Source organism: Streptomyces sp. NPDC058534 (assembly GCF_042717365.1).
Taxonomy (GTDB): domain Bacteria; phylum Actinomycetota; class Actinomycetes; order Streptomycetales; family Streptomycetaceae; genus Streptomyces.
This window is the reverse complement of the sequence record NZ_JBHXNW010000005.1, coordinates 122,809-146,200: the sequence shown is the minus strand read 5'-3', so window position 1 is coordinate 146,200 and position 23,392 is coordinate 122,809. Positions and strand designations below refer to the sequence as shown.

The 23,392-nt window shown below is 68.2% G+C and carries 18 protein-coding genes; 13 read left to right on the top strand and 5 right to left on the bottom strand.

The features are described from left to right. Positions 1 to 5: 5 nt before the first annotated feature. Together scpA and ACFWR9_RS04610 are read right to left on the bottom strand one after the other, a co-directional pair. The gene (gene scpA, locus ACFWR9_RS04615; RefSeq protein WP_383835429.1) at positions 6 to 2,183 is read right to left on the bottom strand and encodes a methylmalonyl-CoA mutase; all 2,178 of its coding nucleotides are present in this window, start codon (positions 2,181 to 2,183) and stop codon (positions 6 to 8) included. Further along, entirely contained in the window at positions 2,183 to 3,988 is a 1,806-nt protein-coding gene (locus tag ACFWR9_RS04610) for a methylmalonyl-CoA mutase family protein (protein WP_383835426.1), read from the bottom strand. Before ACFWR9_RS04610 ends, scpA begins: the two co-directional genes overlap by 1 nt. Before the next feature lie 349 nt (positions 3,989 to 4,337). On the opposite strand from ACFWR9_RS04610, the gene ACFWR9_RS04605 reads away from it, so the two are divergent. The 9 genes from ACFWR9_RS04605 (at position 4,338) to ACFWR9_RS04565 (ending at position 13,613) form a co-directional block, all read left to right on the top strand. Continuing rightward, positions 4,338 to 4,715 (top strand): cupin domain-containing protein, encoded by a 378-nt coding sequence (locus tag ACFWR9_RS04605; RefSeq protein WP_383835424.1) that lies wholly within the window; start codon positions 4,338 to 4,340, stop codon positions 4,713 to 4,715. Beyond that, positions 4,712 to 5,923, top strand: coding sequence for a CaiB/BaiF CoA transferase family protein (locus ACFWR9_RS04600; protein ID WP_383835421.1), 1,212 nt, complete (start codon positions 4,712 to 4,714; stop codon positions 5,921 to 5,923). The genes ACFWR9_RS04605 and ACFWR9_RS04600 overlap by 4 nt, the downstream gene beginning before the upstream one ends. Positions 5,924 to 5,991: 68 nt before the next feature. Next, positions 5,992 to 6,486, top strand: a complete 495-nt coding sequence (locus ACFWR9_RS04595; RefSeq protein WP_383835419.1) for a flavin reductase family protein — start codon at positions 5,992 to 5,994, stop codon at positions 6,484 to 6,486. 92 nt (positions 6,487 to 6,578) lie between these two features. Continuing rightward, complete coding sequence (locus ACFWR9_RS04590) at positions 6,579 to 7,718, top strand: zinc-binding alcohol dehydrogenase family protein (RefSeq protein WP_383835416.1); 1,140 nt, start codon at positions 6,579 to 6,581, stop codon at positions 7,716 to 7,718. Then, positions 7,715 to 9,361 (top strand): bifunctional 3-(3-hydroxy-phenyl)propionate/3-hydroxycinnamic acid hydroxylase, encoded by a 1,647-nt coding sequence (locus tag ACFWR9_RS04585; protein ID WP_383835413.1) that lies wholly within the window; start codon positions 7,715 to 7,717, stop codon positions 9,359 to 9,361. Before ACFWR9_RS04590 ends, ACFWR9_RS04585 begins: the two co-directional genes overlap by 4 nt. Further along, complete coding sequence (locus tag ACFWR9_RS04580) at positions 9,348 to 10,661, top strand: MFS transporter (protein WP_383835410.1); 1,314 nt, start codon at positions 9,348 to 9,350, stop codon at positions 10,659 to 10,661. Before ACFWR9_RS04585 ends, ACFWR9_RS04580 begins: the two co-directional genes overlap by 14 nt. Next, the gene (locus ACFWR9_RS04575) at positions 10,658 to 11,839 is read left to right on the top strand and encodes a DUF3500 domain-containing protein (RefSeq protein ID WP_383835407.1); all 1,182 of its coding nucleotides are present in this window, start codon (positions 10,658 to 10,660) and stop codon (positions 11,837 to 11,839) included. Before ACFWR9_RS04580 ends, ACFWR9_RS04575 begins: the two co-directional genes overlap by 4 nt. After that, the gene (locus tag ACFWR9_RS04570) at positions 11,836 to 12,735 is read left to right on the top strand and encodes a fumarylacetoacetate hydrolase family protein (protein ID WP_383835404.1); all 900 of its coding nucleotides are present in this window, start codon (positions 11,836 to 11,838) and stop codon (positions 12,733 to 12,735) included. Before ACFWR9_RS04575 ends, ACFWR9_RS04570 begins: the two co-directional genes overlap by 4 nt. A 149-nt stretch (positions 12,736 to 12,884) precedes the next feature. After that, on the top strand, positions 12,885 to 13,613 hold the full coding sequence (locus ACFWR9_RS04565) for a GntR family transcriptional regulator (protein WP_383835401.1): 729 nt from the start codon (positions 12,885 to 12,887) through the stop codon (positions 13,611 to 13,613). Positions 13,614 to 13,644: 31 nt separating this feature from the next. Here the strand turns inward: ACFWR9_RS04565 and acs are convergent, their stop codons facing one another. Then, positions 13,645 to 15,630, bottom strand: coding sequence for an acetate--CoA ligase (acs, locus tag ACFWR9_RS04560; RefSeq protein WP_383835398.1), 1,986 nt, complete (start codon positions 15,628 to 15,630; stop codon positions 13,645 to 13,647). A gap of 556 nt (positions 15,631 to 16,186) precedes the next feature. Here acs and ACFWR9_RS04555 point away from each other — a divergent pair. Then, on the top strand, positions 16,187 to 16,462 hold the full coding sequence (locus ACFWR9_RS04555; protein ID WP_383835395.1) for a hypothetical protein: 276 nt from the start codon (positions 16,187 to 16,189) through the stop codon (positions 16,460 to 16,462). Then, the gene (locus ACFWR9_RS04550) at positions 16,459 to 18,102 is read left to right on the top strand and encodes a cation acetate symporter (RefSeq protein WP_383835392.1); all 1,644 of its coding nucleotides are present in this window, start codon (positions 16,459 to 16,461) and stop codon (positions 18,100 to 18,102) included. Before ACFWR9_RS04555 ends, ACFWR9_RS04550 begins: the two co-directional genes overlap by 4 nt. 61 nt (positions 18,103 to 18,163) lie before the next feature. Here the strand turns inward: ACFWR9_RS04550 and ACFWR9_RS04545 are convergent, their stop codons facing one another. Further along, positions 18,164 to 19,000: a TetR family transcriptional regulator gene (locus ACFWR9_RS04545; protein ID WP_383835389.1), complete on the bottom strand. Its 837-nt coding sequence runs from the start codon at positions 18,998 to 19,000 to the stop codon at positions 18,164 to 18,166. 300 nt (positions 19,001 to 19,300) lie between these two features. Further along, positions 19,301 to 20,209: a FadR/GntR family transcriptional regulator gene (locus tag ACFWR9_RS04540; protein WP_383835386.1), complete on the bottom strand. Its 909-nt coding sequence runs from the start codon at positions 20,207 to 20,209 to the stop codon at positions 19,301 to 19,303. Between the two features lie 240 nt (positions 20,210 to 20,449). Here ACFWR9_RS04540 and ACFWR9_RS04535 point away from each other — a divergent pair, with 240 nt between their 5' ends. Both ACFWR9_RS04535 and ACFWR9_RS04530 read left to right on the top strand, forming a co-directional pair. Beyond that, positions 20,450 to 22,723: a CocE/NonD family hydrolase gene (locus ACFWR9_RS04535; RefSeq protein WP_383835383.1), complete on the top strand. Its 2,274-nt coding sequence runs from the start codon at positions 20,450 to 20,452 to the stop codon at positions 22,721 to 22,723. After that, on the top strand, positions 22,720 to 23,385 hold the full coding sequence (locus tag ACFWR9_RS04530) for a nuclear transport factor 2 family protein (RefSeq protein ID WP_383835380.1): 666 nt from the start codon (positions 22,720 to 22,722) through the stop codon (positions 23,383 to 23,385). The genes ACFWR9_RS04535 and ACFWR9_RS04530 overlap by 4 nt, the downstream gene beginning before the upstream one ends. Positions 23,386 to 23,392: the final 7 nt, after the last annotated feature.

Below are 23,392 nucleotides of genomic sequence, written 5' to 3'. Positions count from 1 at the left end.
CAGCCTCACAGACCGTCGTGTCCGAGATCGGCGCCGAGCCGGGTCACGAGGTCGTGGGCGGCGTCCGGGATCACCGTTCCGGGCGGGAACACGGCCGCCGCGCCCATCTCCATCAGGGTGGGAACGTCCTGGGGCGGGATCACACCACCCACCACGATCATGATGTCCTCGCGCCCCTCCTCGGCGAGCTGCTCGCGCAGTGCCGGTACGAGGGTGAGATGACCGGCGGCCAGCGAGGAGACGCCGACGATGTGCGCGTCCGCCTCAACGGCCTGGCGGGCCACTTCGGCGGGAGTCTGGAACAGCGGGCCGACATCCACGTCGAAGCCGAGGTCGGCGAAGGCGGTGGCGATCACCTTCTGACCGCGGTCGTGGCCGTCCTGCCCCATCTTGGCGACCAGGATGCGGGGACGGCGGCCCTCGGCCTTGGCGAATCGGTCCACGAGGGCCCGGGTGCGGTCCACGGACGGTGACTCGCCTGCTTCGTTGCGGTACACACCGGAGATCGTACGGATCTGGCTCGCGTGCCGCCCGTACACCTTCTCCAGGGCATCCGAGATCTCCCCGACGGTCGCCTTCGCCCGGGCCGCGTCGACCGCGAGCTCCACCAGGTTGCCCTCGCCCCCGGCGGCACGTGTGAGCGCCGCCAGCGCGTCCTGGCAGGCCGACTCGTCCCGCTCGTCACGCAGGCGTCGCAGCTTGGCGATCTGCTGGGAGCGCACCGAGGAGTTGTCGACCTTGAGCACGTCGATCTGCTCGTCGGTCTCGACGCGGTATTTGTTGACGCCGATGACCGGCTGCCGGCCCGAGTCGATGCGGGCCTGTGTGCGGGCCGCCGCCTCCTCGACCCGCAACTTGGGTATACCCGCGTCGATCGCCTGGGCCATGCCACCCGCCCGTTCCACCTCTTGTATGTGCTGCCAGGCGCGGCGGGCGAGGTCGTACGTGAGACGTTCGACGTAGGCGCTGCCGCCCCACGGGTCGATCACTCGCGTCGTCCCGGACTCCTGCTGGAGGAGCAACTGCGTGTTGCGGGCGATGCGGGCGGAGAAGTCGGTAGGGAGCGCGAGCGCCTCGTCGAGAGCGTTGGTGTGCAGGGACTGGGTGTGCCCCTGTGTGGCGGCCATCGCCTCCACGCACGTGCGCGTGACGTTGTTGAACACGTCCTGAGCGGTCAGTGACCAGCCCGATGTCTGCGAATGCGTCCTCAGCGACAGTGACTTGGAGTTCTTCGGGTCGAACTGCTTCACCAGCTTCGCCCACAGCAGACGGGCCGCACGCAGCTTGGCGACCTCCATGAAGAAGTTCATCCCGATCGCCCAGAAGAAGGACAGCCGGGGCGCGAAGGCGTCCACGTCCAGGCCGGCCTCCCGCCCGGCCCGGATGTACTCCACTCCGTCCGCGAGGGTGTAGGCCAGTTCGAGGTCGGCCGTCGCTCCGGCTTCCTGGATGTGATAGCCGGAGATCGAGATGGAGTTGTAGCGCGGCATGCGCTGGGAGGTGAAGGCGAAGATGTCGGAGATGATCCGCATCGACGGCTTCGGCGGATAGATATAGGTGTTGCGGACCATGAACTCCTTGAGGATGTCGTTCTGAATGGTCCCGGCAAGCTTCTCCGGCGGTACGCCCTGCTCCTCCGCCGCCACGATGTACAGCGCGAGCACCGGCAGCACGGCGCCGTTCATCGTCATCGACACGGTCATCCTGTCCAGCGGAATGCCGTCGAAGAGCTGCCGCATGTCGTAGATCGAGTCGATCGCCACGCCCGCCATGCCGACGTCACCCGTCACCCGGGGGTGGTCGCTGTCGTAGCCGCGGTGCGTGGGCAGATCGAAGGCGACGGACAGGCCCTTCTGGCCGGCGGCCAGGTTACGGCGGTAGAAGGCGTTCGACTCCTCGGCGGTCGAGAAGCCGGCGTACTGGCGGATGGTCCAGGGCTGATTGACGTACATCGTCGGATAAGGGCCGCGCAGATACGGCGCGATGCCCGGGCGGGTGTCCAGGAAGTCCAGGTCCTCCAGGGCCTGGCCCGTGTACAGCGGCTTGACGGCAATGCCCTCCGGTGTCTCCCAGAGGGGCTCGTCCCGGCCCGTGGCCTGCTTGACGGCTGTACGCCATTCGTCGGCGCCGCCGCCGACGGCCGGAACCCCCAGCTCGATCCCGGAGAAGTCAGGGATGGACATCAGGACACTCCCATGCGGTCGAGGGTGGCGGACAGCACGGCGACCGTGTCACAGCCCGCGAAGACGTAGGAGTCGATGTCAGCGTGGTCACGCGGGCCCGCGAGGAACACGTAGGAGGCACCGGCGGCCCTCAGCTCCGCGACCACGGTCTTGGCCTGCTCCTCGTACACGGCGTCACTGGAGCACAGGCACGCCTCGCGTGCCCCGCTCTCCTCGAAGGAGCCCTCGGTGACCGGCTCGATGCCGCCCGCCTGGAAGAGGTTCGAGGCGAAGCTGAGGCGCGCCGTGTGGGCCGCAGCCGGGCCGAGCGCGGCCAGGAAGATCCGGGGCCGGGCGCCGGTGGCGGCCAGGTGGGCGTCGGACCGGGCCCGCAGCGCTTCGAACTCCTCGTCCCGGCGTACCCGAGGCAGGCCGCCCGAGCGCGGCGTGGGCGCAGGCTTGCGGACGACCGGTTTCTCGGCCAGGAATGGAAACTCGCTGACGCCCGTGATGGGCTCGCGCCGCTTGGCGAGCTTGTTGGTCCGGGCTTCCCAGGTGTCGGCGAGGTCCTGCCCGAGCCGTCCCGAGCGCAGGGCTGCCGCCTGCCCGCCGATGCGCTCAAGCCACTGGAAGAACTCCCAGCCCGCGTGGGCCAGTTCGTCCGTGAGCTGTTCCACGTACCAGGAGCCGCCCGCCGGGTCGATCACCCGGGACAGGTGCGACTCCTCGATGAGGATGGTGGAGGTGTTGCGTGCGATGCGTCGCGCGAAAGCATCTGGCAGACCGAGTGCATGGTCGAAGGGGAGCACCGTCACGGAGTCGGCGCCGCCCGCTCCTGCGGCCAGTGTGGCGATTGTGGTGCGCAGCATGTTCACCCAAGGGTCGCGGCGCGTCATCATCACCGGCGAAGTCACCACGTGCTGCAGCTGCGCCCCCGCTGAGGGCGCCCCGCACACTTCGGCCACCCGGGCCCACAGCCGCCGCGCTGCGCGCAACTTGGCCATGGTGAGGAACTGGTCGGCGGTCGCCGCGTACCGGAACTCCAGTTGCGCGCACGCCTGTGTGAAGCTCAGCCCTGCGTCGGTCAGCTCTCGCACGTAGGCGACGCCGGTCGCGAGCGCGCAACCGAGCTCCTGGGCGGCCGAACCGCCCGCCTCGTGGTACGGCAGCGCGTCCACGGTGAGAGCCCGTAGGCCGGGGTACTGGTCGGCGCACTGCCGTGCGAGAAGGCTCAGCGACGCGAAAGGCAGTACTTCTCCCGTCCGGGCCTCATGCCCCAGCGGGTCCGCTCCCAGGTTGCCGCGGGCGGCCTTGTCGGCCACGCCCCGCTCCTCGTACAGCCGTAGAAGTTCCCTCGCCGCGAGGGCGGCTTCGCTGCCGGCGTCGAGAACGATCGGTGCGAGGTCGAGATAGACGTCGTCCAGGACCCGGCCGAGCGAGGACAGTGGGATGCCGTGGGCGCCGACGGCCAGCCAGAGTGACGTGACGCCGTTCTCCAAGTCGGCGAGAACCGCGTCGCCGTCGGGCGCCGCGTGCCATTGCCGTACGTCCCAGCCGCCGACGGTGTTTCCCTGGGCCCGACCCCCGCGTACGAAGGGCGCCAGCCCAGGAAGGCCGGCGTCGGGGGCGGCGTCGCTCCCTGTGTAGAGGGGCCGGGTGACGAGCCCGTCCTCCAGCGGGGTGGACAGCGCTTCTTCCGCCGCGCTTCCGGAGGCTCCCTTGCCGGACTTGCGCAGGACGCTCTCCACGAGAGCCTGCCACTGCTCGTGTGAGGCGTTCGGGAACTCGCCGGCGAGCGAGAGCCCGTCGTCAGGTAGGACGGTCATGGAGGCCTTACCGAAGTCGTCGGACGTTGCCGTTCAGAATAAGAAGCCACCCAAAAAGTGTCAACAGGGCGACTCGATCTAAGCGGAAACAGGTGCGGTAAGGTGTGATTTGAGCTCAATCATGACATGCACTGCCGCAAAAATGTTGACAGATTATGCTGCGGTGCCGCTATGGTGCTGGAAGGTCGCACCTTGCGCACGAGTCCGGCGCCGAGGCGTGCGCTACGCCGCCGTCGCCATCCGCGAGAGGCACATCGGCCCTGGTCGGCCGAATGCCCCGACCCACTCCTCCCGTGCGCTGTCACATGCGCCTGGACCCGCACGCCCAGTCAGAATCGAGTACTCGATCGTGCCGATAGACATCACTCGCCTCGCGCAGGCCGAACGCTTCCAGCCTCCCGGCCATCACAATGTCGGACCCGTCCACCTCTTCGGTGGTGAGCAGTACGACGGAGCCGTCACGGTGGCCTTGTCGCACTACCTCCCCGGTGGCCGCGCCGACATGTCACCCGTGCCGGTGGAGACGCTCTACCTCGTGCTGACCGGCTCACTCACCCTGGCCGACTCCGACGGCGGAATTCACGTCCTGGATGCGATGGACACGGCACGCCTCACGGCCGGAACCTGCCGCAGCGTCGAGAACCGCACGAACCTGGCCGCGAGCATGCTGGTGATCCGGCCGAACCCCACGAGTCCGTCGTTCAACACGTCCGAGGTCCGGTCATGACTGGGGCCCTCGGCGAACTGCTCGTCGTCGACCTGACCCGGGCTCTGGCCGGGCCGCAGGCAGCCATGATGCTCGGTGATCTCGGCGCCCGCGTGATCAAGGTCGAGAGCCCCACGGGGGACGACACGAGGTCCTGGGGACCGCCGTTCGTCCACGCGGACGACGGCACCCCGGAGGCGACGTACTTCCTGGCGTGCAACCGGAACAAAGAGTCGATCACGCTCGATCTGAAGCGTGTCGAGGACGCGCAGGTGCTGGCCCGGCTCATCCGGCGGGCAGACGTCCTGCTGGAGAACTACAAGCCGGGCGCCCTGCAGCGCCTCGGATTCGGGACCGCCCGCCTGATGGAACTGAATCCGCGTCTGGTCGTGCTGTCGATCAGCGGGTTCGGCCACGACGGCCCGGAGGCGAGCCGTGCCGGGTACGACCAGATCGCCCAGGGCGAGGCGGGGCTGATGTCGCTCACCGGACCGGACGCCGACCACCCCCAGCGCGTCGGCGTGCCGATCGCCGACCTGCTGGCCGGCATGAACGGCGCGTTCGGCGTGCTCGCGGCGCTGCGTGAACGCGACCGCACCGGCCGGGGACAGGTCGTCCGCACCTCGCTGCTCGCGTCCGTCGTCGCGGCTCACGCGTTCCAGGGAACCCGCTGGACCGTGGCCGGCGAGGTCGGCCGGGCACAGGGCAACCACCATCCGACCATCGCTCCGTACGGGCTGTTCCGTTGTGCCGGGGGGAGTGTGCAGATCGCCTGCGGAAACGACGCCATGTGGCAGCGCCTGTGCGCCGCGTTCCACATCACGGCAGACGATCCACAGCGCTACGCCACCAACGCCGACCGCATGGCCAACCGGGACAGTCTCACCGAGCTGCTCGAGGGCGTCTTCGCTCACCACGAGCCGGACGACCTCCTGAGCCGGCTCGCCGACGTGGACATCCCCGCCGGCCGGGTCCGCACCCTGGACGAGGTCTACGAGTGGGAGCAGACCCGCTCGCAACACCTTCTCGTCGACATCGAGCACCAGAACCTGGGGAAGATCACGCTGCCGGGCTCGGCCCTGCGCACCTTCGCCGTCGACGACTCGGGCACCGAGACGGAGACCACCCGTTTCGGCCACCGCCCGCCGCCGGTCCTCGACGGCGACGCCGACGCCATCCGGGAGTGGCTGGACACGGAGGAAGTCCGCGCCCGAGTCACCAGCATCTGACGACATCCATGCACAACACGTCTGCGCCGGCCGGGACGAGCCGCACGCAGATCGAGAAGGAGGTTCCGGTGAGAGGTATCGAGCCGGTGACAGCGGCTACGCAGCTGCGGCAGGCTTTCGGATGCTTTCCGTCCGGAGTCACCGCTCTGTGCGCCTACCGCGACGGTGAGCCTGTGGGCCTGGCCGCGAGTTCGTTCACATCCGTGTCGATGGAGCCGCCTCTGGTGTCGGTGTGTATACAGCACACCTCCTCCACGTGGCCGAAGCTGAGGGATCTGCCGCGAGTGGGGCTGAGCGTGCTGGCCGAAGGCCAGGACGAGATCTGTGCACGGCTGGCGAGCAAGGCGGGGGACCGTTTCGCCGGAGTGGACTGGTTCGCCTCCGCAGACGGCAGCGTTTTCGTGGACGGCGCCACGCTCTGGCTCGACTGCACGATTCACGAAGAGGTCACCTGCGGAGATCACGACATCGTACTGCTGGCCATCAATGGACTCAGCGCAGCTCCGGACACCTCCCCCCTGGTGTTCCACGCCAGTCGATTCCGCCGCCTGGCCAGTATCTGACCAGGCAGGGCGCCGCCCTTCCCGGGCGAGCGAAGCGGACCGGCACCGGCGATGTGTGTCGGACGACGGTGGTGAGGAAGTGAGGCTTGACGATGGACAGTACGCAATCGCCGGACACGGCCGACCGGGGAGCCGACCGTAGGGACGGCATTGAGTTCCAAGGCCGCGATCACAGGAGCGCGCGACATCATGACGCCGACGGAACAGCCTGCGTTGAGACCCCGGCAGCGATCGTCGACGCTCCCGGCAGTGAACCGCGGCTGGGCCTGGTCGTCCTGCCGCCGCGCACGCCCGGCACCACGCTCGTCGCCGTCGTCGCGGCACCGCTGAACCCGCTGGACCTGTTGATCGCCTCCGGCACGTTCCACTCCGCCCGGCACGAGGAACCCTACGTTCCCGGCAGCGAGTGCGTGGGCATCGTCCTGGCCTCCGACCGGTACCCGCTCGGTTCCTGGGTCTACGGCGAGAGCGAGGCGTCGCCCGATAGCCCGGGCGCCTTCGCCACCCAGGCGCTCATCGCCGACGAAGACCTCCTCCTGCTGCCCGACGGCCTCGACCCGGTACGCGCCGCCGCGGTCGGCAACTCCGGCATTGCCGCGTACATGCCGCTGATCGAGGAAGCCGGGCTCCGTCCCGGAGGAACCGTGCTGGTGCTGGGTGCCACCGGCGCGGTGGGGCAGCTCGCCATTCAGGTCGCACGCGGATGCGGAGCGGGCCGTGTGACGGGCGTCGCCCGCGATCAAGCGGCGCTGAGCGGACTTCTCGCCCTCGGCGCGGACGCCGTCGTCGACCTGCGCGCCGACGAGAGCGCCGAGGAACTGGCAGCGCGTCTGCTGGCGGTGGCAGGACCCGTGGACGTCGTCCTGGACGGCGTGTACGGCATGCCGCTGGAAGCGGCGCTCCAGGCGTGCGCACCCCGGGCACGGGTGGTCAACATCGGCAATCCGGCCGGGGCGACCGCCCAGGTGCCGGCCGGGCTGCTCCGCGGCAAGCAGCTGACCCTGTCGGGCTTCGCGGGCCTGCACGTCCCGCTGCGGGACAAGAGGGCGGCACTGACCTGGCTGTGGACCGCCCTCGCCCACGACGAGCTGAAGGTCGAGGTGCGCACCGCCGAGTTGGAGGAACTCCCGCAGGCATGGCGGGCCCAGGCAGACTCGCCGCATCACAAGTGCGTCGTCCTGCCCTCCGGGGCGCACCGTCGGCACACGAAGCAACCGGAGCCGGGCGCATGACGACGAGACAAGACACCAACCCCGTCACGCCTCTCCGGCCGGTCGTCGACTGCGTGGTCGTCGGCGGTGGCCCCGTCGGTCTGCTGAGCGCCCTCCTGCTCGGCCGGGCCGGTCTCCAAGTGTCCGTCGTGGAGCGCTGGCCCGAGCGGTACCCGTTGCCCCGAGCCTGCACCATCGACCACGAGGCGCTCCGCATCCTCCAGGCGGCCGGGCTCATGGCCGACTACGCCCACCTCTTCGAACCCTCTCAAGGGGGCAGAGGCGGGTACGAGTTCCGCAACGGTGAGGGCGAGCTCCTGCAGGCCATCGACTGGAACCGAGCCGCAGAGTCGGGATGGGCCAACACCAACGGCTTCTACCAGCCCGACCTGGAAGCGACCCTCGAGGACCTGGCGGTCGCGACACCCGGAGTGCGCGTGCACCGTGGGTGGACCTTCCATGAACTGACCCAGGACCACGAAGGCGTGTCCGTCCAGGTCACCCCCACCGAGAGCCCCGACGAGACCGTCGAAGTCCGGTCGCGATGGGTCATCGGAGCGGACGGAGCCAACAGCGCCGTCCGCTCCGGACTCGGCCTCGAAGTCGGGGACTCGGGGTTCGAGGCCGACTGGCTCGTAGTGGACTACCAGCCACTGGCCGAGGAGAAGTGGAGCGCCTTCGTCACGCAGTACTGCGATCCGGCACAGCCGGCCACCGCGGTCAACAGCGGCCCTGGACGGCGGCGTTTCGAATTCATGTGCCCGGCGGACATGACCGTCGAAGAGCTCGGCCGGGACAGCACGGCCTGGCGGCTCATGGCGCCCTGGGGAGTGACACCGGAGACCGCCCGGCTGGAGAGGCACGCCGTCTACACCTTCCGCGGCCGCTGGGCCCACACCTGGCGCAGGGACAACGTCTTCCTGGCCGGGGACGCGGCTCACCTCATGCCCCCCTTCCTCGGGCAAGGACTCTGCTCGGGCCTGAGAGACGCCCGAGCGCTGACCTGGCGGCTCGGGATGGTCCACCGCCAACTGGCGTCACCGACAGTGCTCGACACCTACGGTCCGGAACGCGTGGGACATGTCCGGGAGATCATCGATGAAGCGGTCTCCGCCGGCCGTGTCATCTGCGAAGTCGACGCCGGCCGGGCGGCTGCCCGGGACGCCGCGATGAGGGAGCGGTCACGCGACCCCGAGGCCGGCACCCGCAAGCCCCCGCACCCCCGCCTGGGTGAGCCGTCACTGACGTCGGCGAGCGGGGGCAGGGACGGACAGCTGGCTCCTCAGGGGCGGATCGAGGTCGACGACCGGGTGGGCCTGTTCGACGACGTCCTCGGCGGCACCTGGCAGCTGATCAGCCGTGCCGGGGACCCCGCAGGTCTGCTGAGCGAGGCAGACGCGGCATGGTTTCGCCTGGTGGGCGGCGTGACCGCTGACGTCTCGGGCCGAGGTTCGGTCAGGGATCTCGACGGTGCCTATGAGCACTGGTTCACCGAGCACGGGTGCGAAGCGCTCCTTGCCCGGCCCGACTTCTACGTGTTCGCGGCGGGTGAGCACACCGACATCCCGTCCTTCGTCGCAGGACTGCGCCGGGCGCTGGACCCGGCGTCCGCGCAGGGGCGGCCAGAGTCCGAACGGCGGAGGGTTCCAGATGGACACGCATGAGGCCGTGACACTCACCAAGGCCACGGAAAAGGAATCACCCGACAGCGCCGCGGGGTGGCGGACGGCCGCGGCGTCCGCGCTGGGTCTCGCGTGCGGCCCCAGCGTGCTCACGGTGATGGCGTTCGGCGCGTTCATCACCCCGCTCGACCGGGAGTTCGGCTGGGGGGTGCCCGCCATCGCCCTGGCCGCCTCCTTCCTCAGCATCACGATCATGGTCATCTCGCCGATTCAGGGCCTCCTGGTCGACCGGTTCGGCGGCAGGCGGGTCATCCTGTGCAGCTCTCCGGTCTTCGCGCTGTCCCTGATGGCGATGTACTTCCTGCCCGACAGCCTGACGGTCTTCTACCTGGCCTGGATCTTGATCCCGGCGTGCGGCCTGGGCCTGTGGCCGGTCTCCTATCTCCGGCTCACGGCGGGCTGGTTCGAGCGCAAGCTCGGGTTCGCACTGGGGATCGCCAACTCCGGCATCGGGGTGGGCACCGTGCTCGTCCCCATCCTCACCGCCTTCCTGATCGGGGCCTTCGGCTGGCGCACCGCGTTCCTCGGGCTCGGAGTCTTCGCGCTCATCGCGTTTCCGGTCGCGTACTTCCTTCTCGCCGAGCCGAGCGCGCGCAGGGCGGTAGCGCAGGCTGGAGGTGACACGCTTCGAGTCGCGGTGACGAGGCGTCCCTTCTGGCTCGTGCTCGGCGCGTTCCTGTTGCTGGGGGTGATCGGATCCAGCATCATCGTCCACCAGATTCCGCTGCTCCAGGACGCCGGTGTCCCGGAGAATGTCGCCAATCTGGTGCCGGTCGCGCTCGGGGTCGCGCTCATCGTGGCGAGGATCGCGACCGGATGGCTGCTGGACCGCTTCAGGGTGTCGCTCGTGATGTCCATCTACCTTGTGGGCGGCGTCGCCGCAGTGCTGTTGTTCGCTGCGGGACCCAACGTGGTCACGGGCATCCTCGCCGCTTCACTGGCCGGGTTGCTGATCGGCGCCGAGTTCGACGTCCTCAGCTACCTGATCCCTCGGTACTTCGGCCGGCTGGCCTTCGGCAAGATCTACGGAATCGCCTTCTCGGTGTTCCAGATCGGCGCCGCGATCGCCGCTTCGGCGGTCAGCGTCAGCCGCGACGCCTACGGCTCCTACACGCCGGCGATGCTCACACTGTCCGTCGTCTGCGTGGTCTGCATGGGTCTGTTCCTCAACCTCGGTCCGTACCGGGACGAGGGTGCGGCCGAGCACCGCGCCGAACCACCGTCCATCCCACTCCCACCCGAGAACGCGATCAGCCCACGAGGAAAGCACGGCACGTCATGACGGCACTGTCACACTCGCATCCGAGCAGCGAACTCCCGCAGGCGCACCGACCGCGGCCGGGCGGCTCGTTCGACGCGACGGCTGTCACCTTCGCCGCGATGGGACTGTTCGACGCGCTGAAGGGCGACCAGCGTGCGCGAGTGCTGTCGCCCCACGAGGATCCCGGCCGTACGCACTGGAACTTCCTGCCGGAGTCCGGTCGCGTCGGCCTGCCGCTCGGAGAACTGGACCGGCACCAGGAAGCGCTGGCGCACCGGCTGATCGCCGAGTCGATGTCGATCCCCGCCTACGCCCGAGTGGTCCAGGTCATGGCCAACGAGCACGTGCTCCGGGAACTCAACCTTCCCGTCTTCGGGCACATCGCGGCCACCTTCCGCGACGCGCGCGGCTACTTCTTCACCTTCTTCGGCCAGCCGCAGCCGGACACCACCTGGGGCTGGCGGCTGGTGGGACACCATCTGTCGATCAACGTGACCGTCGTCGACGGCGACCTGGTCAACGCCACGCCCTTTCTCCTCGGTGCTGAACCGGCTCGTTTCGGCCCCTTCCGGATTCTCGGCGAGGAGGAGGACGCCGCCTTCGCTCTCCTGGACAGCCTGACCGGCTCCCAGCAGCAACGGACGGTCATCCACTCCAGGCCGCCGGCGGACTTCGTGACCCGTACCGTCCCCTCCATCGGAGAGGTGGAGTACCCCGCGTACCACGGTGTCGGCCGCCGCGACGCGATGATCACCGACGAGGACCGCAAGGCCCTGGCCTACTTCAGGGCGCACCCCCGTGGCTGTCGGGCGGGTGACCTCTCACCCACCCAGCGCGGGCACTTCGACGCCCTATTGGCTCTGTTCGTCGAGCGCGCGCGTCCTGGGCTGGTGGGCTACGAGATGGACCGCATCGCGGCTGCCGGAGGCGTCGAGGACCTGCACTTCGCCTGGGCGGGCGGCACCTCCATCGAGCAGCCGCACTATTTCCGCATCCAGGGCCCGGTCACCCTCGTGGAGTTCGACAACGCCGAGGACAACGCCAATCACGTGCACAGCGTCTGGCGCGACCCCTCGAACGACTTCGGTGCCGACCTGCTGATCCAGCACCACCTCCAGCACGACCACGCCGGGTCGCACGAGGACCGAGTAGGACCCCCGGGGCCACATTCCGGGGAACGAGAAGGGGAAGCCACATGAGAATCGTAGGTGTCAAGCGACCGCACGCCGACTCGGGCGTGGAGATCGCAAGCCTCGCCGAGGAAGGCGACGCCGTCACTGTCATAGCCTCCCTGGCGGACTTCTGGGCCGACCCGGCGGGGCAGCTGTCCCGGCCGCCCGCCGGCCCGGTGCTCGCCGCGAGTTCGGTCGAGAAGGTACCCCCCGTACGGCCCGACGCCCGTGTCTTCTGCATCGGGCTGAACTACCTGCAGCACGCCGCTGAGGGGTCCTTCCGCGACCAGGAACTGCCCCCGTATCCCACCCTGTTCGCTCGGTGGACCCAGTCCTTGACCGTGGACGGCGCTGAGGTTCCCGTGCCCTCCAACGAAGAGGGCCTCGACTGGGAGGGCGAGGTCGTCGCCTGGGTGGGCACACCGCTGGTCGACGCCACCCCCGAGGAGGCCCTGCAATCCGTCATCGGATACTCGACTTTCAACGATCTGACCTCTCGCAAGGCACAGAAGCTCACCTCGCAGTGGATTCTGGGGAAGAACGGGGACCGGTCCGGGCCGATCGGCCCGATGATCCCCGCCGCTGAGGTCGGCGACCTCAGCCAGGGTCTGAGGCTGCGGACGCGGGTCAACGGGGTAACGGTGCAGGACGCTCGTACCGATCAGATGATCTACACGGTGGGTGAGACTCTCTCCTTGATCTCCCACACCGTGTCCCTGCGTCCTGGCGACATCCTCGCCACCGGAACACCGGCCGGGGTCGGTTACGCCCGAAAGCCCCCGCAGCTGCTTCAGCCGGGGGACACCGTCGAGGTCGAAGTGGAACGGCTGGGGGTACTGCGCAACACGGTGGTGGGAAATCACCGTCGGTCCGCTCATGACGTTCACTCCGAACGCCGTTCCTTCGACGGTATCGGCGCCTGAGTACCAAGTGTCGACACCTCTGGGCAGGGATCACCAAAAGTGTCGGCAGCCTGACGCCCGATGTCGGCTACGGTTGTGTGTGCGGCTCATTCCGAGCGCCGCTGAGGAACCCGCACATCATGTGGGAACGCACGAGAGGTCGGCAGAGTATGACGGCACAGCCAGCGGAGGCGGAGGCCGGCCTCGCCCACCCCGACGAGGTGAGCAGAGCCCACCACACGCTGCGGCGTGCGATCATGCACGGCGATCTGCGACCGGGCGACCCGCTGTCACAGGTCGCTCTGGCCCGGCAAATGGGGGTGAGCCGCGGTCCCCTGCGCGAAGCGCTCAGGATCTTGCAGCGTGAAGGGTTCGTCCAGCAGGAGTCGCAGCACCGCGCCCGTGTGACGACGTTCAGCAACGAGGATCTCGATGAGCTGTACGCGATGCGCATCAGTCTCGAAGCGCTCGCGATCGGCATCGCCGTTCCCCGGATGGGCCAGGAAGACTTCCATCAACTGGACCAGCTGCTCAAGGAGATGGACGAAACAGCGCGCACGGGAGACGTCGAGCAGTGGGAGTGCCCGCACGAGCGGTTCCACCGCGCACTGGTGCACCCGTCCGGCCCGCGCCTCGAACGCGAACTCGCCCTGCTCTCGGACCACGCCACACGCTATCGCCTGGCCTTCGTCTCCTGGAACCCGCTCGAGTGGCAGGCGGAGACGAGCACGCAGCACCGCACGATCGCCGAGGCGGTGAAGGCACATGACGCGACCGCCGCCTCGCACGCGCTGGCGGCCCATCTCGCCCGCACCGCTCTCGTCGTCCTCTCGATCTCAGCACCCTCCTACGAGCCCGTGCGCATCCGCAGGGCCCTGGCCGCGGCCGGCGTGCAGTAGCCGCTCACGGGGCCCTGCCGCGGAGACAGCTTCAGTCCTCGCTGGATGCGACCGGGAGTTTCGTCTGGATGAGGTCCATGACGGTGGAGTCGGTGAGGGTGGTGACGTCTCCGAGCTGGCGGTTCTCCGCGACGTCGCGGAGCAGGCGTCGCATGATCTTGCCGGAGCGGGTCTTGGGCAGTTCGGCCACCGGGAGGATCCGTTTGGGTTTGGCGATGGGGCCGAGGGTGGTGCCGACGTGGCTGCGCAGTTCGGCGACCAGGTCGTCGGATTCCGCTGCCGCGCCGCGCAGGATCACGAAGGCGACGATGGCCTGGCCGGTGGTCTCGTCGGCGGCGCCGACCACGGCGGCCTCGGCGACCGAGGGGTGGGAGACGAGGGCGGACTCGACCTCGGTGGTGGAGATGTTGTGGCCGGAGACGAGCATCACGTCGTCGACGCGGCCGAGGAGCCAGATGTCGCCGTCGTCGTCCTTCTTGGCGCCGTCGCCGGCGAAGTACTTGCCCTCGAAGCGTGACCAGTAGGTGTCGATGAACCTTTGGTCGTCGCCCCAGATGGTGCGCAGCATTGAGGGCCACGGCTCGGTGAGGACGAGGTAGCCGCCTCCGCCGTTGGGTACCTCGTTGGCCTCGTCGTCGACGACGGTGGCGCAGATGCCGGGCAGTGCGCGCTGGGCGGAGCCGGGCTTGGCCTCGGTGACGCCGGGCAGTGGTGTGATCATCATTGCGCCGGTCTCGGTCTGCCACCAGGTGTCGACGACCGGGGTGCTGTTGGCGCCGATGTTCTTGCGGTACCAGATCCATGCCTCGGGGTTGATCGGCTCGCCGACCGAGCCGAGGACGCGCAGGGAGGACAGGTCGAACTTGGCGGGGATGTCGTCGCCCCACTTCATGAACGTCCGGATCGCGGTGGGCGCGGTGTAGAGGATGGTCACGCCGTACTTCTGCACGATCTCCCAGAAGCGGCCCTGGTGCGGGGTGTCGGGGGTGCCCTCGTACATGACCTGGGTGGCGCCGTTGGCGAGCGGGCCGTAGACGATGTAGGAGTGGCCGGTGACCCAGCCGACGTCGGCGGTGCACCAGTAGACGTCGGTCTGCGGTTTGAGGTCGAAGACGGCCCAGTGGGTGTACGCCGTCTGTGTGAGGTAGCCGCCGGAGGTGTGCAGGATGCCCTTGGGCTTACCCGTGGTACCGGATGTGTAGAGGATGAACAGCGGGTGCTCGGCGTCGAACGCCTGCGGTGTGTGCTCGGCGGACTGCCGGTCGACCGTCTCGTGCCACCACTTGTCGCGGGAGTCGTCCCAGGCGACGTCCTGCCCGGTGCGGCGGACGACGAGCACGTGCTCGACGGTGCCGGCCCGCTCGGCCGCCTCGTCGACGGCCGGCTTGAGGGCGGAGGGCTTGCCGCGCCGGTAGCCGCCGTCGGAGGTGATGACGACCTTGGCGTCGGCGTCCTGGATGCGGGTGGCCAGGGCGTCGGAGGAGAAGCCGCCGAAGACCACCGAGTGGGCGGCGCCGATCCGGGCGCAGGCCAGCATCGCGATCGCCGTCTCCGGGATCATCGGCATGTAGACGGCGACCCGGTCGCCCTTCTGCACGCCCAGTTCCAGCAGGGCGTTGGCGGCCCTGGAGACCTCGTCCTTGAGTTCGGCGTAGGTGACGGCGCGGCTGTCGCCGGGCTCGCCCTCGAAGTGAATGGCGACGCGGTCGCCGTGGCCGGCCTCCACGTGCCGGTCGACGCAGTTGTAGGCGACGTTGAGCCTGCCGTCCTTGAACCACTTGGCGAACGGCGGGTTCGACCAGTCGAGGGTCTCGGTCGGCTCCTCGGCCCAGGCCAGCCGGCGGGCCTGCTCGGCCCAGAAGCCGAGCCTGTCTGCCTTGGCCCGTTCGTACGCCTCTGCCGTGACGTTGGCGTTCGCGGCCAGGTCGGCAGGGGGTGCGAACCTGCGTTCTTCCTTCGCGAGGCTGGCGATCGCCGTACCGTCGATGGCTGCTTCGGCGTCCCGTGATGCCGACATATCTGCTCTCTTTCTCCCCGCGAGGGCACGCAGCGCCTCGACGCCTCTTGCGCGCGCGAGTGGCCTCCATGACCACTGCCTTATCGCACGTGACACTTTGGTGAATGTATCTTGTATCCGAGTCCTGGTCCAGGTTCAACCAGGCAGGAGTTGCCTCGACCGTGGACCTCGCGAGCCCCGAGGCATATGCGAGGTAACAGCTCGCTCGTAATCACCACGCGGGTATTGGCACTGACACCTGGTAACCGGCATGCTGCTCGCAGGGCACCGCTGAGAGAAGGCGTGAACCTTCCTTGTGCCCATGGCAATCTGCGTGTAGTGCCGCCCGATCCCGCGGACCGCGCCGCTTCAAGCCGCATTCACTGACCGCAGCCGATCGCTGTCACGTTCGACACCGATCGTCCGCCGTCGCATGTCCCGGTCGGCGCATCCCCGGCCGGTTCTCCCTTGCGCACGATCAGGAGACATGATGGAACCATCCGGGTACTCATTCTTCGAGGTGAGGCCTGCTTATGCGCCATCACCCCGTCCAGGTCAGGACGACGATGCCTTCGCCGTGCTGCGCGTCGCGGTGGCACGTTCGCGCAAGCGATTCGTCATCGTCAACGCCTCGGCGTGGGCGGTGGCCGTAGGAGCTCCCCCTCTTACCGGACTGCCGGCGGGCACCGAGGCCGTGGGCGAACTGACGGTCGCCATGGTGCTGTTCGCCGTACAGAGCTGTCTGCTGCTCGCCTCCTCGGGGCGACTTGACCGCACTCAGCGTGAGGCACACCGGCACTGGACCGACGGCCAGGCCTCCGTCTCGTTCCCCGAGGGCGGAGAGAACCGATGAGGTACCGAGCCGAGCAGTTCCACGCCGCAGAGGCCTTGGGTGCCGCACCGCTGGTGGCATTCCTCTTGGTCGTCTGCCTGGCAGTACTGCTGTATCTGCTCTACGGAGCGGGGGACCCCGACGAGACCACGGACGTCTACGTGGCCGGCAGGTCACTGCGACCCGTGCACAACGCCCTCGCCCTCACCGGAGACTACATCTCCGTCATCACCCTGCTGAGTGTCACAGGGCTCGTGGCACTCACCGCGCACGACGGCATGGCCATGGCCGTCAGCGGCGTCGCGGCTCTCGGAGTCCTGCTGCTACTCGCCCAACCACTGCGCAACGTCGGGCGGTTCACGCTCGGCGACACGTGGAGCGAGCGCTTCCCCGGTACGCGGGCGCGGGTCGCGGGCACCGTCGCGACGCTCTGCTTCTGCCTGCCGCTCATGGTCGTACAACTCGTCGTGGCCGGCGCGGCCGTGTCCTTCCTGCTGGGGCTCTCCGATCTCGGTGCGGCGGCACAACTCTGCACGGCGCTCATCGGAGGCATCATGATTTGCGCCTCCTCCCTCAACGGGATGCGGGGCAACAGCATGCTCCAGACGATCAAGACGGTCGTGCTCCTCCTCGCGATGGCCGTGCTGGCCGGCCAGGTGCTGGACAAGTTCGGCTGGAGCCCCAACCGCCTGATCGATGCGGCGGGCCGCGGGGCCACCGAGTCCGTGGGTACCGACGCAGGCGGCCCACTGCACCATGGCGGCGCCTCCGGCACACTGTCCCAGCTCTCGGCGCAGATCACTGTGGTGCTCGGAGCCGGCGTCGCCCCGCACATACTCATGCGGCTGAAGGCCTCCGACCGGGGCGAGTCCGCGCGCCGCACGGTCAGGTACACCATCGGTCTGGTCACGGTCTTCTCCGGGCTGGCCGTGCTGGTGGGCTTGGGCGCGACGGCACTTGTGGGCGCGCGAAGCATCGCGGCGGCCGACCCGGAGGGCCTGGCCGCGGTCCCGCTGCTGGCCTTGCAGTTGGCCGCCGACGGGTCGAGCGGTGGTGCCATACTCGCTCTGACGGTGTCCATGATCTTCCTCACCAGTCTGACCGTCGTGGCCTCGCTGACCCTGTCGTCGGCGGCGTCGCTCGCGCACGACATCTACGCCCCGACCGCTGGGCGCACTCGGTCGATGACGAGCGAGATCTGGGCGATGCGCTGGTCCAGCGGGGCCGTTGGAGCGCTTGCGGTGGTGCTCGCGGTCGCCCTGCAGGGCAAGAGCGTGGCCTTCCTTGCGTATTTCGCCGTCGGAGCCGCGGCAGCCGCCATCTTCCCCGCGCTCGTCCTCGGGTTGTTCTGGCCGGGCTACACACGCACCGGCATGCTCTGGAGTGTCTACGGAGGGCTCGGCTGCTGCGTGGTGCTGCAACTCTTCGGACCGGCCGTCTCGGGAACGCCCGCTTCGATACTGCCCGGGGCCGACTTCGCGTGGTTCCCACTGGAGACGACCGGCCTGGTGTCCATCCCGGCGGGCTTCCTTCTCGGATGGGCGGCGAGCCGGGCATCGGCTTCATCGGCAACTCGGTTCGGACACACGCAATTGGAGAAGCAGGCCCTGACCGGCTCCTCGCGCTCGGCCCGCAGCGGCTCGTGGAACGGCGGGCCGTGATCGCAAGAAGTACGGTCCTGACCATGGCTCCGCGGCCGGGTCAGGACCGGAGGGCGGGCTACTACGGTCCCCCGGGTGAGGGGAGAGCGACGGCTCGGAGGAAAGCCTGGGTGAAGGTCTCGATCGCTTCGTCCGTCGTAGGCAGGTCGATGTCGATGACCAGGCCGGTCACGGGGCGCAGCAGGAAATGCAGGAAGATGGGGCTGGTCATCTGCTGCGTGAGCAGCAGAACAGGCATCTCACGAATACGGCCCGCTGCGGCCTCTTCGGCCAGCCACGCCCCCATGCCCGTCAGCAGACGAGGGGTGACGGACTGGAAGACCATCTGCACGTTCTGGTCACCGGGTCGCGCGAAGACTTCTGCCAAGAGGGCCGGCAGGACGCGCGGCTCTCGCTGCAGAGCGTCCACGAGCAGTCGGTAGAACCGGCGAACGGTGTCCTCCAGGTCGCCGCGCGGCCCGGCCAGGAACGCCTCCACGTCGACGATGGGGCTATAGCGCTCGAACACGGCGCGCAGGAGCTCGTCCCGCCCCCCGAAGGTCACGTAGAGGCTCGGCACGGAGCACGCGGCCGAGGCTGCCACGCGTTCGAAGGTGACCGTTCCCAGTCCCTGTGTGCTGATCAGGTCCGCGGTGGCCTCGATGGCGCGCTCTCTCACCGGCTTTCGTGCCCCTGAGGCCATGCCGGCGGCCTGCAGGGCCTTGTCCAGGGGGTGCCGGGTGCCACCCAGTCGACGCAGCAGTGTGCTGCGGGAGATTCCGGCTTCCAGGGCGATGTCGCGCAAGGTCACATCTGCTGCAGGCACGCCTTGTGCGGTCGCGGCTCGGAGCGTGGCGTCGATGATTTCTTGGGGAACGTCGGGTGACTCATTGGTCCGCGACCCATTGGTACGTGGCATGTGTGTTAATGTACTATCTAATTGAGTTCCAGTCCAGGATGGGTGAGGGCCGTTCTCCCGCTCGCCCTTGGTGCGCGGCGCTCAGAAAGTCCTCTCATGACCAAGCACTCTTCCGCGCCCGCCTTTGGACGCGAGCTGACTGTGGTGGTCCTGGGCTTGACCGCCCTGGTCACCTTGACGCGGTGCGCGTTCGCCCTGCCCTCGATTCACGAATGTCATGGCGGGCGGACGCGCTGGTCGCGGATGGGTCTCGCGTGGTACCTGATCGGGCGTTTCCCATGGCGTAGTTGGCCCCGAAAGTCATCGCTCCGTGCGGTTGAGCTCTGCGGCGAAGAAGGCCGAGGCGCTCTTCAGGATCGCGTTGGCCCGGCGCAGCTCCTCGTTCTCGCGTCGGAGGACCGAGATCGGCTCCTCGTCGTCCACAGCCACGGCGGAACCCGCGTCATCCCCAACGTCGGCGCGAGCCGCTGCGCGTGCTTGATCCGCGCCGGCGGGGCCCGGACCCGAGCAGCCGTCCAACAAGCCGGACGCAGCCCCGCCCCGGTGCGCCTCCACGGCCGCCCTCGTGCGGTCTTCGTCGCCGAGCGTGATCGCCGCCACGAGCTCCTCGTGCACGGCCAGACGTCGGGCCAGATAGTCGTTCGGGGTCGAGTCCGCCTCACGGTCCGCGCGGACCGTCAGTTCCGCGATGCACCGCATCGTGCCCACATACATGGCACGGGCGAGGTGGTTGCTGGTGATCTCGGCGATACGTTCGTGCAGCGCCCAGTTGGCCTGGAGGAAGCGCTCCAGATGGTTTCCGGCCTCGCGCAGCGCATCGAGGCACGCTTCGAGGTCCTCGGCGTCCCGATCGGTCCGGCCTCGAGCCGCCTCGAGCGCGATGAGCTCCTCCAGCGAGTCGCGCACGGCGATCGCGTCCGCGACCGTCGTAGCCCCCTGCGGAACCCTCAGCAGCGTCTGACGCAACCGCACCACTGGACTGACCTGCGCGACGAAGAGACCGCCTCCACGCCCGGGACGCACCTCCGCGCTCCCGCGTTCGGTGAGCAACCGGACCGTCTCGCCGATGGTGGCCCGGCCGTACCCGGTCTGCTCCCGCAGCTCCTCCATGGTGGCTATCCGCTCACCAGGGCGCAGGCCCCGGGTGTCGATCATCTGCTCGATGTCCGAGGCGAGACTCTTCGCCAAGCCAGGTGGTCGCGAATACATGCGAAAGATTCTAGCTCTTGACATGGGGACGTAGGCCTAGCAGGCTCGGAAGCACCCGAAACATACGGGTGGTTAATTCAAAGGTCTCGCGGGTGGTATGGCCCCGTGATGGACCAGGACAAGACGGCGCAATCCGTAGCAGGACCGCCACCGTCATGACGCAGTCCCTCGGCACAGTGCCCCTGGCGTTGAGCGATCAAGGCCTGCGGCTCCCGTGCACGACTCCGAAAGCAGGACTCCATGCTGTGTAAGGGAAGGTTCGCGGGACCGGTCGTCGGCCTGCGGTTCGAGACTCCCACGTGCTCGGGTTTCACAGATGAGAAGGGGACCTTCGAATACCGGGACGGTGAAACCATCGCCTTCTCGGTCGGGGCGGTCCTGCTTGGTGCGGCGCGCGGCGCGGAACGCCTCACTGTCGCCGACATCGTCGCGAGGGTCGACGGCAACCTGGACAAACTGGCCGACCCGGGGCTGACGAACATCGCCCGCTTCCTGCAGACCCTGGACCGGGACGGCAGTCTCGACGACGGGATCACACTGACGCCGGAGATCCACACGCTGGTCGGTGACCGCGTCATCAACTTCCGCAATCAGACGACGCTGGCGCCCGGGCCGGCCGACCTCATCCAGGCGTTCACCGACGACCCGGCGGTCACGGTGCTGCTCGACGATCTGAACCAGGCGAAGGTCTTCAGCGATGCCACACCGCGCAAGCTGAGGTCGGCCGCCGCCGCGCGCAATGAGGTGCGGCGCAACGTCCTCGGCATCCGGCGGTACCGCGACGTCAAGATCCCCACACGGAACGGATCGTTCGTCTACGCCGACGTCTACCGTCCCGATCACGGGGACCCCGTCCCCGTCGTCATGAACTGCGGCGTTTACGGCAGGGCATTCGTCCACCACTCGATCTGTGGCGAGGAGGACGCCGAACAGCACGAGCTGATGGAGGAACGGTACTTTCTGGGCAACCCCAACGGGTACGAGTACGAGAACCACGAGAGCGTCAACACGGTGACCTGGATCCCGCGGGGCTATGCCGTCGTGCGCGTCGACAGCCCAGGGGCCGGCAAGAGCCCGGGCACCCTGGGAATCTGGGGCATCGACGAGGCGGAGGCGTTCTACGACGCCATCGAGTGGGCCGGGGTACAGAAGTGGTCCAACGGGAACGTCGGGCTGTGGGGCATGTCGTACTACGCGGTCAACCAGCACGCGGTGGCGAGCCTTCGGCCGCCGCACCTCAAGGCGATGATCGCCATCGGAACGGACGCCGACCTCTACGAGGAAGTCATCTACACCGGAGGCATCCTCAACGAGGAGTTCTTCCCCATGTGGTTCCAGAAGGGCATCGCACCCGCGATCTGCGGTGAGGTCGACGCCAAGGACTTCCTGGCGATGGCCAAACAGAATCCCTTCAAGGACTCCGATCCCGCCCTGGTCTTCGGTCCTCGGTCCGAGGTGCTGATGAATCCGGATCTCAACGATGTCTCGGTGCCGCTCTGGACCGTCGCCGTGACAACGCACCCTGCCAATTTCCACCAACTCGGCAGTAGCGAGACGTACCTCGGCACTCCTACGAAGAACAAGAAGATCGACTTCTGGGAGGACTGGTTCATGAAGTCCTACTCAGCCTCTGCGGTCTATGACCACGTGGCGTTCTTCGATCACTGGCTCAAGGGCGTCGACAACGGGATCATGGACAAGCCGCCCGTCCGCCTCGAAATCCGGACCGGGCGCGGTGCTTCGTACCTGCAGGAAGAGCAGGAGTGGCCGATCGCCCGCACCGAGTACGTCAAGTGGTACCTGGACGCCCGGCCCTCCGATCTGGAAGGGGCCCTTCCCTGCGACAACGTGCTGAGTCTCGGGCACACGCTCCCCGACGCAGAGCGGTCCGTGGACTATTCGGCCCAGGTCGACCCGGCCGCACCCGTCGTACCGCCGGCGCCGATCGCGGGCCGGAAGGAGTGGACCACTGCGCCGTGCAGTCCCGGTGCCACCTTCGTCAGTCCGCCGCTGGAGGCGGACACCGTGCTGGCCGGGTACAGCAAGCTCGTACTGTGGGTCTCCTCCACCAGCGAGGACATGGACCTCTTCGTGTCTGTGCGAGTGCTGGACGAGGACAACAACGAAATCGACTTCTGCGGTCCGGCGGTCATCCCCGGCATCCCCACCGACCTCTATCCCCTGGCCAAGGGATGGCTCAAGGTCTCTCACCGCGAGCTGGACACCGAGCGTTCGACCGACTTCCGGCCGAAGCACACCCATCTCCGTGCTGACCACGCCCCGCTGCGCAGCGGCGAAGTCGTCCCCGTGGAAGTGGAGATCATTCCGAATACGGGCCTGGTGCGGGCCGGCCACCGCATCCGGATCGACATCCAGCCCTACACCGGTGTCGGCCACGGCAGCAGGCATGCCTATGACGCGTCGTATCACGACGGTGCCCGGAATGCGGTCTACACCGGCCCGGAGCATCCGAGCTATCTGCAGCTGCCCGTCCTGCCGCCCAAGGAGGCATGACCGGCCTCGGCAGGTACGCGCGTCGGCCCACCTCCGACCATTACTTGCCTAAGGCGACCTTCAAGACCGCTTCGTTCGAAGCAACATTCGAATCAGTAATGGAGAGTCTGATGAATCTTGAGGAACTGAGCGCCCGAACGGAAATCCACGATGTACTGCTGCGTTATTGCCGCGGTCTCGACCGAGTTGATATGAGCCTGGTTCGCGGCGCCTTTCACGAGGACGCGTGGGTGCAGTTTCCGGAAAGCTTGCACGTCGGTCCTGTCGATGGTTTCGTGGAATTCCTGACGGGGGAGATGCCGCGCTTCGTTCGGACCATGCACTTCCTCGGCAACAGCCTCATCGAATTCGACGGTCCTGCCGTCGCGCATGTGGAGACCTATCTGCAGGCCGACCATCAGGGCTCGGATCGGCACCAGTGGAAGAACGAAACCGTCAAGCTCTGGGCGCGCTACCTCGACAGGTTCGAACAGCGGGACGGGCGGTGGCTGATCGCACGCCGCAGGCTGCTCGTCGACTGGATGTACAGGTATCCCGCCGACGGCTGGTTCGACGATCACCCCGACGCCTCGGTGGGGCGCCGGCACGGGACGGACCCGAGTCTGCGAAAGGTTGCCGGCTTCAGCGGGACGCCGCTGGGAAGTGGCGAATGGCCCGTCTGATCCAAAG

Excerpts from the sequence above, each read along its gene's own strand:
- ACFWR9_RS04575 (WP_383835407.1), top strand. The coding sequence starts at position 10,658 with ATGACGGCACTGTCACACTCGCATCCGAGCAGCGAACTCCCGCAGGCG.
- ACFWR9_RS04545 (WP_383835389.1), bottom strand. The coding sequence starts at position 19,000 with ATGCCACGTACCAATGGGTCGCGGACCAATGAGTCACCCGACGTTCCC.
- ACFWR9_RS04550 (WP_383835392.1), top strand. The coding sequence starts at position 16,459 with ATGAGGTACCGAGCCGAGCAGTTCCACGCCGCAGAGGCCTTGGGTGCC.
- ACFWR9_RS04580 (WP_383835410.1), top strand. The coding sequence starts at position 9,348 with ATGGACACGCATGAGGCCGTGACACTCACCAAGGCCACGGAAAAGGAA.
- ACFWR9_RS04610 (WP_383835426.1), bottom strand. The coding sequence starts at position 3,988 with ATGACCGTCCTACCTGACGACGGGCTCTCGCTCGCCGGCGAGTTCCCG.
- ACFWR9_RS04590 (WP_383835416.1), top strand. The coding sequence starts at position 6,579 with ATGGACAGTACGCAATCGCCGGACACGGCCGACCGGGGAGCCGACCGT.
- ACFWR9_RS04565 (WP_383835401.1), top strand. The coding sequence starts at position 12,885 with ATGACGGCACAGCCAGCGGAGGCGGAGGCCGGCCTCGCCCACCCCGAC.
- ACFWR9_RS04585 (WP_383835413.1), top strand. The coding sequence starts at position 7,715 with ATGACGACGAGACAAGACACCAACCCCGTCACGCCTCTCCGGCCGGTC.
- ACFWR9_RS04535 (WP_383835383.1), top strand. The coding sequence starts at position 20,450 with ATGCTGTGTAAGGGAAGGTTCGCGGGACCGGTCGTCGGCCTGCGGTTC.
- acs (WP_383835398.1), bottom strand. The coding sequence starts at position 15,630 with ATGTCGGCATCACGGGACGCCGAAGCAGCCATCGACGGTACGGCGATC.
- ACFWR9_RS04600 (WP_383835421.1), top strand. The coding sequence starts at position 4,712 with ATGACTGGGGCCCTCGGCGAACTGCTCGTCGTCGACCTGACCCGGGCT.
- scpA (WP_383835429.1), bottom strand. The coding sequence starts at position 2,183 with ATGTCCATCCCTGACTTCTCCGGGATCGAGCTGGGGGTTCCGGCCGTC.
- ACFWR9_RS04530 (WP_383835380.1), top strand. The coding sequence starts at position 22,720 with ATGACCGGCCTCGGCAGGTACGCGCGTCGGCCCACCTCCGACCATTAC.
- ACFWR9_RS04540 (WP_383835386.1), bottom strand. The coding sequence starts at position 20,209 with ATGTATTCGCGACCACCTGGCTTGGCGAAGAGTCTCGCCTCGGACATC.
- ACFWR9_RS04570 (WP_383835404.1), top strand. The coding sequence starts at position 11,836 with ATGAGAATCGTAGGTGTCAAGCGACCGCACGCCGACTCGGGCGTGGAG.